Below are 12,641 nucleotides of genomic sequence, written 5' to 3' on the forward strand. Positions count from 1 at the left end.
ACAAAAAATATAGGATATCATCATATCCACAATTTGTGGATAAATTGTGGAAAACTTTGAGGATAAGATTCCCGATTGAAATTTAAACCCTTTTATATTAATATAGTATGTGAGGAAATTTGTTTCTACATTATTTTTATATGAGGGAAGTATTATGGATTTTATTGAAAAGAACTGGGATTTAATCAAAGAAACACTGAGAAATGAATATGATCTTTCCGATATTTCCTATAATACATGGGTTAAGCCTCTCTCCTTCCACAGTGTCAGAGATGATGTAGTAACGATCATGATTCCTTCTGATCAGGCACATGCCCTGAAATATATTTCTTCAAAATATAAGAGTTATTTTCAGGTAACCATCTCTGAAATGATGGATCATACCTATGATATTTCCTTTGTTCTGGAATCAGATGTTAATAATAACAATGATGAAATGATGTCCCAGCCGGGTACCGTTTACAATATCAACTATGAAAATGCCAATCTGAATCCAAAATACAGATTCGATACCTTTGTTGTAGGTAATAACAATAAATTCGCACATTCCGCTTCTCTTGCTGTAGCAGAATCACCCGGAGAAGCTTATAACCCTCTTTATTTATACGGAGGTCCCGGACTTGGCAAAACTCACCTTATGCATTCTATCGGACATTTTGTTCTTGATCAGAATCCTGATAGAAAGGTTCTTTATGTTACCTCTGAGCAGTTCACCAACGAAGTTATTGAATCTATCCGTAGTGGTAACGCTGCCAAAATGAACAAGTTCAGGGAAAAGTACAGAACAGTAGATGTGCTTCTGATCGACGACGTACAGTTCATAATAGGAAAGGAAAGTACACAGGAAGAATTTTTCCACACCTTCAATGTACTGCATTCCGCCGGCAAACAGATCATCCTTTCTTCTGATAAGCCTCCAAAGGAGCTGGAAACTCTGGAAGAACGCTTCCGTTCCCGCTTCGAATGGGGACTGATCGCCGATATACAGCCGCCTGACTATGAAACCAGGATGGCTATTCTGAAGAAAAATGCAGAGAATTATAATAAGGTAATAAGCGAAGATATATTTGACTATATTGCCACAAATATTAAATCAAACATAAGAGAACTGGAGGGTGCCTACAATAAAGTAATTGCCTATTCCAGGTTAAATAATGTAGAGATTACACTGGACAATGTAAAGGAAGCCCTGAAGGATATTATCTCACCGGATGCCTCCAGACAGGTAACACCTCAGCTTATTATTAATATAGTAGCAGAGCATTTTGGAATCAAACCGGAGGATATCGTATCCAAAAGAAGAAACTCTGAATTTGTTCTTCCAAGGCAGATCTGTATGTACCTTTGCCGTATGCTTCTTGATGAATCTCTGCAAAGTATTGCTAAATCACTGAATAAGAAAGATCATACGACAGTTATCCACGGAATTGACAAAATTACTGAGGATATCAAGACGAATGAAGAGCTTAAAAACAGAATTGATGTCATTATGAAAAAAATCAATCCTGCTTAGATGTGAATAATTAAGGGTTTATCCTCACCTTAAAAATGATTATCCCCACGGTTATCATTTCAATTTTTCCTGAAAAATAGTATAATAAAGAGGTTATACACATATTAGCATCTACTACTATTTATATTACTAAATTATTTATATATAAATAACTTAAAGCCTGTCACATTTATCAACATCTCTTGGAAAGGAAATTATACACAAATGAAATTAATATGCAGTAAATCTAATCTATTAAATGGAGTAAATATTGTAGCAAAAGCAGTTCCTAACAAAACAACGATGTCAATTCTTGAATGTATCCTGATCGATGCAACAGGAAGTGAAATAAAGCTTCTTGCCAATGATATGGAGCTTGGAATTGAGACTGTTGTTGAAGGAGAGATCCTTGAAAAAGGACAGATAGCACTTGATGCAAAGATTTTCCTTGATATTGTAAGAAAGCTTCCTGACAATGATATTACGATTGTTACAGATTCTTCTCTTAAGACAAACATTACATGTGAGAAAGCAAAATTTACCATTATTGGTAAATCAGGTGATGATTTCTCTTATCTTCCTTCCATTGAAAGAATTGATTCCATTGTATTATCTCAGTTCACACTTAAGGAAGTAATCAGACAGACGATATTCTCCATTGCGGATAATGATAATAACAAGTTAATGACAGGTGAACTATTTGAAATTGATGGTGATATACTGAAAGTGGTATCTTTGGATGGACATCGTATTTCTATCCGTAAGATTATTCTCAAGAATCATTATCCTTCCAGAAAGGTTGTTGTTCCGGGTAAGACATTGAATGAGATCAGCAAAATCCTTTCCGGAGATATGGATAAGGACGTTTCTATATTCTTTACAGGTAAACATATTGTATTTGAGTTTGATAAGACAGTTGTTGTTTCAAGACTTATTGAAGGAGAATATTTTAAGATTGACCAGATGCTTTCCAGTGATTATGAAACAAAGGTTACTGTGAATAAAAAGGAGCTTCTGGAATGTATTGACAGAGCAACTCTTCTCGTGAAGGAAGGGGACAAGAAACCTATCATCATCAGTATTTCTGACGGAAATATGGAGCTGAAAATAAATTCCACAGTAGGAAGCATGGATGAGGAAATTGATATTATCAAGCAGGGAAAGGATATAATGATAGGATTCAATCCAAAGTTTATGATAGATGCCCTGAAGGTCATCGAAGATGAGGAAATTGATATCTATCTTGTAAATCCCAAGGCTCCCTGCTTTATCAGGGATATCAAGGAGAAATATATTTATCTGATCCTGCCTGTCAACTTTACCACAGTTGCATGATCAGTAAAAGTTTAGGGTAAAAGAAAATGGAAATAATTAAATTAAAAGAAGAATATATAAAGCTTGGGCAGGCCCTGAAGGCTGCAGGACTTGTAGAATCAGGAGTAGATGCCAAGTTTGCTGTTCAGGATGGTCTTGTAAAGGTAAATGGTCAGGTCGAAACACAAAGGGGAAAGAAGCTTGTTGAAGGAGATATTGTAGAATACGACGGAAACAGTATCAAAATTACAGGTTAGGGAAAGACATGATCATAAAATCACTGGAGCTTGCAAATTTCAGAAATTATGAAGAGCTGAATATCAGCTTTGATAAGGGTACCAATATTCTTTATGGGGATAATGCCCAGGGAAAAACCAATATTCTGGAAGCTATTTATGTATCTGCTACGACGAAGTCCCATAAAGGAAGCAAGGACAAGGAAATTATAAATTTCGATAAAGAGGAAGCACATATCAGAACCTATCTTGAGAAGGAAAATGTAGAGACAAGGGTGGATATGCATCTTCGAAAAAATAAATCAAAGGGAATTGCCATTGATGGGCAGAAAATTAAGAAAGCCGCAGATTTAATGGGGCTTCTTAATGTAGTTTTCTTTTCTCCTGAGGATTTAAGCATCATCAAGGATGGACCGGCTGAAAGAAGAAGATTTGCTGATATGGAGCTATGCCAGCTCGATAGCTTTTATCTTTATAATCTGAATCATTATAACAAGATCATAGGTCAGAGAAATAAGCTTCTGAAGGATATGTATTTCCAGCCGGAATTAAAGGAAACCCTGAATATATGGGATTCCCAGCTTGTTTCCTTTGGAAGTAAGATTATTGAAAGAAGAGAACAGTTTGTAAAACAGCTTGGTGATATTATCTTTGACATACATAAAAAGCTGTCTGGTGGAAAAGAAGAGCTTGTGATTGCTTATGAGCCGGATGTCAGTATAGAAGATTTTGAGAAACAGATGAAATATAACCAGGATAAGGATATCAGGCTGAAGCAGACAACGACAGGTCCTCATAGGGATGATTTTTCTTTTGTTGTAAATGGAGTGGATATCAGAAAATACGGATCACAGGGTCAGCAGAGAACAGCTGCCTTATCTCTGAAATTATCAGAAATTGAACTGGTAAAGAAGATCAGCAAGGATACACCGGTTCTTCTGCTTGATGATGTATTGTCAGAGCTTGACAGTAACAGACAGAATTATCTGCTTAACAGTATAGGTAATATACAGACGATCATTAGCTGTACCGGTCTTGATGAATTTATTAATAACCGCTTCGAGATCAACAAGATCTTTAAGGTTACAAATGGAACAGTGAATTGTGAAAATTAGCGTAAGAACGCAGAATAGGAGTTCTTTTTATGAGTAATGAATACGGAGCTGATCAGATTCAGATATTGGAAGGACTGGAAGCAGTCAGAAAAAGACCGGGTATGTATATAGGTTCAACATCCGGAAGAGGACTTCATCACCTTGTTTATGAAATTGTGGATAACTCTGTAGATGAGGCACTTGCAGGTTATTGTGATACAATCCAGGTATTCATCAATAAAGACAATTCAATTACTGTTATAGACAACGGAAGAGGTATTCCGGTAGGGATTAACCACAAATCAGGAATTCCGGCTGTAGAGGTTGTATTTACGATCCTTCATGCCGGTGGTAAATTCGGTGGTGGAGGCTACAAGGTTTCCGGTGGACTTCATGGTGTTGGTGCTTCTGTCGTAAATGCGCTTTCTGACTGGCTTGAGGTAGAAATTTATCAGGATGGAAAAATATATAAGCAGAGATATGAAAAGGGACATGTATGTTATCCACTAAAGGTAGATGGAGAGTGTCCGGCAGATAAAACAGGAACCAAGGTAAGCTTTAAACCGGATGCTACTATTTTTCAGGAAACTACTGTTTATGAATTTGATGTTCTGAAGCAGAGACTTCGTGAAATGGCATTTCTTACCAAAGGACTTAAAATAGTACTTACCGATCTTCGTGTGGAAGAGGGAGAAGAGCCTGTTGTAAGAGAATTCCACTATGAGGGTGGAATCAAAGAATTCGTCACTTATTTAAATAAAAGCAAAACTCCTCTTTATCAGGATATTCTGTATTTTGAAGGAACAAAGAATGGTGTTTATGTGGAAGTAGCCATGCAGCATAATGATTCCTATACAGAAAGCTCTTACAGCTTTGTAAATAATATCAATACACCGGAGGGTGGTACCCATCTGGTAGGTTTCAGGAATGCACTGACCAAAACCTTTAATGATTATGCGAGAAATAATAAGCTTCTGAAGGAAAGTGAAACCAATCTTACAGGTGATGATATCAGAGAAGGTCTGACAGCTATTGTAAGCGTTAAGATAGAGGATCCTCAGTTTGAAGGACAGACCAAACAGAAGCTTGGAAATACGGAAGCAAGAAGTGCTGTTGATAATATTGTAAGTGAGCAGCTTACTTATTTCCTTGAGCAGAATCCAACAGTTGCCAAGCTGATCTGTGAAAAATCCATTCTGGCTCAGAGAGCAAGAGATGCAGCCAGAAAGGCAAGAGATCTTACAAGAAGAAAAACAGCGCTGGAGGGTATGAGTCTTCCCGGAAAGCTTGCTGACTGTTCTGATAAGGATCCTGCCAACTGTGAAATTTATATTGTTGAGGGAGATTCTGCGGGAGGCAGTGCCAAAACTGCAAGAAGCCGTGCTACACAGGCAATTCTTCCTCTTCGTGGAAAAATTCTGAATGTTGAGAAGGCAAGACTGGATAAGATTTATGCCAATGCTGAGATCAAAGCCATGATCACTGCTTTTGGTACCGGTATCCATGAGGATTTTGATATCAGCAAGTTAAGATATCATAAGATCATCATCATGACGGATGCCGATGTGGATGGTGCACATATTGCTACTCTTCTGCTGACCTTTATTTATCGTTTTATGCCGGAGCTGATCAAGCAGGGTTATGTTTATATGGCGCAGCCGCCGCTTTATAAGCTTGAGAAAAACAAGAAGGTATGGTATGCCTACAGTGATGATGAGCTGAATGCAATCCTTGCCGAAGTTGGACGTGATCAGAATAATAAGATACAGCGTTATAAGGGACTTGGAGAAATGGATCCGGAGCAGCTGTGGGAAACAACCATGGATCCGGAGAAGAGAATACTTCTCCGTGTTACCATGAACGAAGAAGCAGAATCTGAAATAGATCTTACCTTTACTACTCTGATGGGTGATAAGGTAGAGCCCAGACGTGAATTTATTGAAGAAAATGCTAAATTTGTAAAGAATCTTGATATTTAATTTTCTGCAGGCAAAGCAAGAAAGAAAGGTTTGAGATGGAAGATAATATTTTTGACAAGATACATGAGGTAGATCTGAAGAAAACAATGGAAACCTCTTATATCGATTATGCGATGAGTGTTATCGCTTCCAGAGCACTTCCTGATGTAAGAGATGGTCTGAAGCCGGTACAGAGAAGAGTCCTTTATTCCATGATTGAATTAAATAACGGACCCGATAAGCCTCACAGAAAGAGTGCACGTATCGTCGGCGATACTATGGGTAAATATCATCCCCATGGCGACAGCTCTATCTATGGAGCGCTGGTAAATATGGCACAGCCCTGGTCTCTTCGCCATCCCCTGGTAGATGGACATGGAAATTTTGGTTCTGTGGATGGTGACGGCGCCGCTGCGATGCGATATACAGAAGCAAGATTAAGCAAGATTTCCATGGAGCTTCTTGCAGATATCAATAAGGATACTGTTGATTTCGTACCTAACTTTGATGAAACAGAAAAGGAACCGACTGTTCTTCCAAGCCGTTTTCCTAATCTTCTTGTGAATGGTACGACCGGTATCGCTGTTGGTATGGCTACCAATATTCCACCTCACAACCTAAGAGAAGTCATTGCTGCCGTTGTTAAGATCATTGATAACAGAATAGAGGAAGACAGAGAAACTTCCATCGAAGAAATACTTCCAATCGTAAAGGCTCCTGATTTTCCTACAGGCGGTATCATTCTTGGTACCAGAGGAAGTGAGGAGGCTTATCGTACCGGTAGGGGAAAAATCAGAGTACGTGCAGTGACTGATATTGAAACTATGGCAAATGGTAAGAGCAGGATCATAGTAACAGAGCTTCCTTATCTGGTAAATAAAGCAAATCTGATCCAGAAGATAGCAGAGCTTGTCAAATTAAAGAAAATAGATGGTATTACAGATCTTCGTGATGAATCAGACAGAGAGGGTATGAGGATTGTCATAGAGCTCCGCCGTGATGCTAATGCCAATGTGATCATGAACCAGCTGTATAAGCATACACAGATGCAGGATACCTTTGGTGTGATCATGCTGGCTCTTGTGAACAATGAACCAAAGGTCATGAACCTTCTGGATATGCTGATCCATTATATCAGACATCAGGAAGAGGTCGTAACCAGAAGAACCAAATATGATCTGAATAAGGCAGAAGAAAGAGATCATATTTTACAGGGCTTACTGATCGCTCTTGATAATATTGATGAAGTGATTTCCATTATCAGAAGCAGTCAGAATACACAGATCGCAAAGCAGAGATTAATGGATCGATTCGGTCTGACAGATGTGCAGTCCCAGGCAATCGTAGATATGAGACTTCGTACTCTGACAGGTCTGGAAAGAGAGAAGATCGAGAATGAGCATAAAGAACTGCTTGCCAGAATCGCAGAATTAAAGGCAATTCTTGCAGATGAAAAGCTCCTTCTTGGTGTAATCAAGACAGAGATCAGTGAAATTTCTGCAAAGTATGGAGATGACAGAAGAAGTGTTATCGGTTTTGATGAATATGATATTTCCATGGAGGATCTTATCCCCAGAGATAATACGATCATCGCCATGACAAATCTCGGATATATCAAGCGTATGACTGTGGATAACTTCAAGTCACAGAACCGTGGTGGTAAGGGAATCAAGGGAATGCAGACGATTGATGAAGATTTCATTGCAGATCTTCTTATGACGACTACTCATCACTATATCATGTTCTTTACGAATTTTGGAAGGGTTTACAGACTGAAGGCCTATGAAATACCGGAAGCATCCAGAACCTCAAGAGGAACGGCGATCGTAAACCTTTTGCAGATGAATCCTGGAGAAAAGATAACAGCTATCATTCCGATCAAGGATTTTGAAGAAAATAAGAATCTCTTCATGATCACAAAAAATGGTATTGCGAAGAAGACCAGTGTTATGGAGTATATGAATGTACGTAAGAATGGTCTTGCAGCAATCAGCCTGAGAGATGATGATGAATTGATCGAGGTTAAGATCACTGATAAAAATACAGAGATTTTCCTTGTAACAAAGCATGGTATGTGTATACGCTTTAAGGAAACAGATGTCAGGGCAACAGGCAGGAGCTCTATGGGTGTTATTGGTATGAATCTGGATGATGGTGATGAGATCATTGGCATGCAGCTTGATCATCAGGGAGATTCTCTTCTTATCGTTTCTGAAAATGGTATGGGTAAGCGTACATATCTGGATGAATTCACTGTCCAAAAGCGTGGCGGTAAGGGTGTTAAATGCTATAAGATCACAGAAAAGACAGGATATGTAGTTGGTGTCAAGGCTGTGGATGATGATCATGAGATCATGATGATCACAACAGCAGGAACGATCATCCAGCTCCGTGTAGCAGAAATATCAAAGCTTGGAAGGATCACCTCTGGTGTGAAGCTTATCAATCTGGATGATGGTGTTAAGGTTGCGCAGATCGCTAAGGTAAGAGAAAGGGTTTCCAATGGGGATCAGGAATTTGAAAATCCGGATGATGCCATGGAAGAAATAACAGAAGAAGATGAAGAAGTAACGCTTCCAAAAGAAGAAGAAGATGAGTGAGGAGATGAACTATTATGGAAAGTTACTCAATTTTAAAGGATCTTGCTATTATTATCATCGCAGCAAAGCTGTTCGGGATTTTGGCGAGAAAATGCAAAGCGCCTCAGGTGGTAGGCGAGATCATAGCAGGACTTCTGATAGGACCTAGTATTCTCGGACTTGTTGACCAGTCAGATTTTATCCTGCAGATGGCAGAAATCGGTGTTATCCTGCTTATGTTTTCTGCAGGTCTTGAGACAGATCTGAAGGAACTCATGAAAACAGGACCGATCGCAGCACTGATCGCCTGTGCCGGTGTATTTATCCCATTGGTTCTTGGTGCATTGTATTATATGGTCTTTTATGGATTTGCACCCTGGGGATCCAATGAATTTTATGAGGCAGTGTTTATAGGAACTATATTAACAGCTACTTCTGTCAGCATTACCGTACAGTCTCTAAAAGAAATGGGAAAGCTGAAGGGAAGAGTAGGTACTACAATTTTAAGTGCAGCCATCATTGATGATGTTATTGGTATTATTGTACTTACATTTGTCATAGGCTTTAAAAATCCGGATTCAAAGCCTTCTACTGTTGTAATAAATACAATTCTTTTCTTTGTACTTGCTGTAGGAGTTGGTTTTATTTCTTATAAAATATTTAAATGGATAGATAAAAGATATCCGCATACCAGAAGAATCCCAATCGCAGGTCTGGCTTACTGCTTCATTATGTCCTATGTGGCAGAGCAGTATTTCGGCATTGCAGATATTACAGGGGCTTATGTGGCAGGTATCATTCTCTGTTCTATCAATGATTCTGAATATATTGAAAGAAAGATCGACATCAATTCCTATATGCTGTTTGGACCTGTTTTCTTTGCAAGTATAGGACTGAAAACAGATCTGAATGATGTAACAGGTGGTATCCTTCTGTTTGCTGTAGGATTTGTAATTGTAGGACTTATAAGTAAGATAATTGGCTGTGGACTGATGGCCAGGATATGCAGATTTAAAGGAAAGGATGCTTTGAAGATCGGTGTGGGAATGATGACCCGTGGAGAAGTAGCACTGATCGTAGCTCAAAAGGGTCTTTCCATGAACCTGATCGATCCGGTTTATTTTACAGCTGTTATCCTGCTGATCATTGTATCTTCAATCTCAACACCAATTGTTCTGAAATTCCTGTATTCCAGGGATAAGGAAGAAAATGGGGTTCAGACAGCTTAAAGGGGCTGGTGAATTAATAAAAATGAAAACCACAGGAGGGTAACAGAATGATTGGACCAATCATTGCAGCAGTAGTAATCGTTCTCATACTTGTTATCATTGTGACCGGTTACAAAAAAGCACCGCCGGATACCGCTTATATTATTTCCGGTCTTCGAAAAAAGGTTATTATTGGTAAGGCAAGTGTAAAGATTCCTTTTCTTGAAAGAATGGATAAACTGAGTCTGAAGCTGATCGCAATCGATGTCAAAACATCTAATGCCGTACCTACCGCTGATTATATCAATATTCAGGTAGATGCAGCCGTCAACATCAAGATCAGCAGTGAGAAGGATAAGCTGGCACTGGCAGCAGAAAACTTTCTGAATCAGAATACACAGTACATAGCAAGTATTGCCAGAGAGGTTCTGGAAGGTAATATGCGTGAAATAGTAGGACGCATGAGACTGGAAGAAATGGTCAGTGACCGTCAGAAGTTCGCAAACCTGGTAAAGGAAAATGCAGAGCCTGACCTGGCTGCTATGGGTCTTGATATTGTCAGCTTTAATGTGCAGAATTTTGCTGATGGAAATGGTGTTATCGATGACCTTGGTATTGATAACATTTCCCAGATCAAGAAAAAAGCAGCTATAGCCAAAGCAGAAGCAGAGAAGGAAATCGCTGTAGCAAAGGCAGAGGCTGACAAGCAGGCAAATGATGCAAGAATCAATGCTGAGCGTGAGATTGCCAAGAAGAATAATGAGCTTGCCCTTCAGAAGGCAGAGCTTCAGAAAATGGAGGATACTAAGAGAGCAGAGGCAGATGCAGCCTACAGTATCCAGGAGCAGGAACAGAGAAAGACGATCGAGGTTGCTACTCAGGAAGCAAGCATTGCAAAGCAGGAAAAGGAAGTTATCCTGAAGCAGAAAGAAGCCGAGGTTAAGGAAAAGGCTCTGGATGCAGAAGTTAAGAAGAAAGCGGAAGCAGAAAAATTCGCCCGTCAGCAGCAGTCAGAAGCAGAGCTGTATGAGAGAATGAAGAATGCAGAAGCTGAGAAGTTTGAACGTGAAAAAGAAGCAGAAGCAATGAAGGCAACTGCAGAAGCACAGAAATTCGCCAAGGAGCAGGAGGCAGCCGGTATCCGTATGGTCGGTGAAGCAGAAGCTGAGGCAATCCGTGCAAAGGGTATTGCGGAAGCAGAAGCCATGGAGAAGAAGGCACTTGCTTACCAGAAGTACAACAATGCGGCTATGGCAGAAATGCTGATCCAGGTTCTTCCTGAGATCGCCGGAAAAATTGCCGAGCCTCTTACCCAGATTGATAAGATCACAATTATCGGCGGTGATGGAGGAAATGGTGTAGGCAATGTAGCAGACAATGTTCCAAGTGTCATGGCAAAGCTTTTTGAAACTATGAAGGAAACAGTAGGTATTGATCTTGCTGATATCGTAAAGGCAGGAACCTACGATGCCAAGGTAAATAAGAACATCAATGTTACCGGACTCTCCGGTGATGATAAAAAGGATGTTGTAGCGACCGTATCCGGTGCAGTTGTGTCAGAAGCAGCAGAGAATAACGAAAGTATATAATATAAAAGGATCCGCAGAAAACTGAGTTCTGCGGATCCTTTTAGAATACATATTTTTTCTGAATATGATAGCTGGCAAAAAACAGGATCGTATCAACGATTGCCTTTGTAACTACTTCCGGTATAAATGGCAGAAGCTTTACACCGCCTGTTGCAAGCAGGGCACTCATACCCATCTGTACGACAGCAAGCAGGGCATACTGCCAGGCTGCCTTTCCCATGTTTTCCCTGCTTTTGAAAACAATCTTATAATTGACAGTATAATTATAAGCTGCTGATATGATCCTTGCCATTACGGTAGCTACTGCTACATATGCTGTAAGCTGATCCCTTAGAAAATGGCAGAGTATGGTAAACAGCAAAAGATCTACAATGCTGGATGAAAAGGATGCCAGTGTATATCTTAAAAACCATTTTCCAAGAACTGCATAGATCTTCACAGAATCCTTCAGCGGATTAAAATGAGTCTGATGATCTTCCTTGGAATCATAAATCGTCTCAATCGGTATTTCCCTGATCTTGTACTGACCGGAAGCCATAAGAAGCATCTGTGTTTCAAATTCAAAACGATCTGCAGAAATGGTAAGCAGCTCTTTCATAAACTCCCTTGGAATACCACGAAGTCCTGTCTGGGTGTCACTGATATGGACACCTGCCACATAGGTAAATACCTTTTCTGTAAGACGGTTACCAAAACGGCTTTTCCAGGGAATATCTTCTTTGTCAAAGGTACGGACGCCGAGGATAAGGTCTCCCTGATTCTGCAGCATCATTTCTGCCACATTCATGATTGATTTTTTCGTGTGCTGTCCGTCGGAATCTGCTGTTACGGCTCCGGTTGCTTTTGGCAGATGCTCCAGGATATATTGAAATGCAGTTTTTAATGCCCGTCCTTTGCCCCTGTTTACTTCATGTGTCAGGAGGATAGCTTTTTCAGAAAGCAGATTTTTTGCTGCTTTAAAAATATCTTCATAGGCTGATCCGCTTCCGTCATTAACCAGAATGACAGGGCCATAGGGATATTCTGATAATTCCTTAAGTAACCCGATCAGTCGCTGATCGGGTTCATAAGCTGGGATAATAATTGGTATCATTATTTTAGCTCTCTTTGTGAAACATGATTTATTTCTGCTCTTTCAGAATATCACACGAGAGTAGTAATCACAAGAAAA

At 39.6% G+C, this 12,641-nt stretch carries 9 protein-coding genes; 8 read left to right on the forward strand and 1 reads right to left on the reverse strand.

Annotation, left to right across the window (positions count from 1 at the left end):
* Positions 1-154: 154 nt before the first annotated feature.
* The 8 genes from dnaA to OCV77_RS07530 all read left to right on the forward strand — a co-directional run bounded on the left by dnaA (position 155) and on the right by OCV77_RS07530 (position 11,470).
* Positions 155-1,513, forward strand: coding sequence for a chromosomal replication initiator protein DnaA (gene dnaA / locus OCV77_RS07495; protein WP_118798460.1), 1,359 nt, complete (start codon positions 155-157; stop codon positions 1,511-1,513).
* A gap of 204 nt (positions 1,514-1,717) precedes the next feature.
* On the forward strand, positions 1,718-2,827 hold the full coding sequence (gene dnaN / locus OCV77_RS07500) for a DNA polymerase III subunit beta (protein ID WP_262574374.1): 1,110 nt from the start codon (positions 1,718-1,720) through the stop codon (positions 2,825-2,827).
* Between the two features lie 26 nt (positions 2,828-2,853).
* Positions 2,854-3,063, forward strand: a complete 210-nt coding sequence (locus OCV77_RS07505) for an RNA-binding S4 domain-containing protein (RefSeq protein WP_118798462.1) — start codon at positions 2,854-2,856, stop codon at positions 3,061-3,063.
* Positions 3,064-3,071: 8 nt separating this feature from the next.
* Positions 3,072-4,157, forward strand: a complete 1,086-nt coding sequence (gene recF, locus OCV77_RS07510) for a DNA replication/repair protein RecF (protein WP_262574377.1) — start codon at positions 3,072-3,074, stop codon at positions 4,155-4,157.
* 29 nt (positions 4,158-4,186) lie between these two features.
* Positions 4,187-6,115: a DNA topoisomerase (ATP-hydrolyzing) subunit B gene (gene gyrB / locus OCV77_RS07515; RefSeq protein ID WP_118798464.1), complete on the forward strand. Its 1,929-nt coding sequence runs from the start codon at positions 4,187-4,189 to the stop codon at positions 6,113-6,115.
* A 35-nt stretch (positions 6,116-6,150) separates the two neighbouring features.
* Positions 6,151-8,694 carry a DNA gyrase subunit A gene (gene gyrA, locus OCV77_RS07520; RefSeq protein WP_262574379.1) on the forward strand — a complete coding sequence of 848 codons (2,544 nt, stop codon included), beginning with the start codon at positions 6,151-6,153 and terminating at the stop codon, positions 8,692-8,694.
* Positions 8,695-8,708: 14 nt separating this feature from the next.
* Positions 8,709-9,902 carry a cation:proton antiporter gene (locus OCV77_RS07525; RefSeq protein WP_262574380.1) on the forward strand — a complete coding sequence of 398 codons (1,194 nt, stop codon included), beginning with the start codon at positions 8,709-8,711 and terminating at the stop codon, positions 9,900-9,902.
* A 47-nt stretch (positions 9,903-9,949) separates the two neighbouring features.
* Positions 9,950-11,470, forward strand: a complete 1,521-nt coding sequence (locus tag OCV77_RS07530; RefSeq protein WP_262574381.1) for a flotillin family protein — start codon at positions 9,950-9,952, stop codon at positions 11,468-11,470.
* A 40-nt stretch (positions 11,471-11,510) separates the two neighbouring features.
* On the opposite strand, the gene OCV77_RS07535 is transcribed toward OCV77_RS07530, so the two are convergent.
* On the reverse strand, positions 11,511-12,563 hold the full coding sequence (locus tag OCV77_RS07535) for a bifunctional glycosyltransferase family 2/GtrA family protein (protein WP_262574382.1): 1,053 nt from the start codon (positions 12,561-12,563) through the stop codon (positions 11,511-11,513).
* Positions 12,564-12,641 lie beyond the last annotated feature (78 nt).

This window comes from Suilimivivens aceti, assembly GCF_025567405.1.
GTDB lineage: Bacteria > Bacillota > Clostridia > Lachnospirales > Lachnospiraceae > Suilimivivens > Suilimivivens aceti.

Coding starts and splice junctions, on each gene's coding strand:
- dnaA (WP_118798460.1), top strand. CDS start 155: ATGGATTTTATTGAAAAGAACTGGGATTTAATCAAAGAAACACTGAGA.
- dnaN (WP_262574374.1), top strand. CDS start 1,718: ATGAAATTAATATGCAGTAAATCTAATCTATTAAATGGAGTAAATATT.
- OCV77_RS07505 (WP_118798462.1), top strand. CDS start 2,854: ATGGAAATAATTAAATTAAAAGAAGAATATATAAAGCTTGGGCAGGCC.
- recF (WP_262574377.1), top strand. CDS start 3,072: ATGATCATAAAATCACTGGAGCTTGCAAATTTCAGAAATTATGAAGAG.
- gyrB (WP_118798464.1), top strand. CDS start 4,187: ATGAGTAATGAATACGGAGCTGATCAGATTCAGATATTGGAAGGACTG.
- gyrA (WP_262574379.1), top strand. CDS start 6,151: ATGGAAGATAATATTTTTGACAAGATACATGAGGTAGATCTGAAGAAA.
- OCV77_RS07525 (WP_262574380.1), top strand. CDS start 8,709: ATGGAAAGTTACTCAATTTTAAAGGATCTTGCTATTATTATCATCGCA.
- OCV77_RS07530 (WP_262574381.1), top strand. CDS start 9,950: ATGATTGGACCAATCATTGCAGCAGTAGTAATCGTTCTCATACTTGTT.
- OCV77_RS07535 (WP_262574382.1), bottom strand. CDS start 12,563: ATGATACCAATTATTATCCCAGCTTATGAACCCGATCAGCGACTGATC.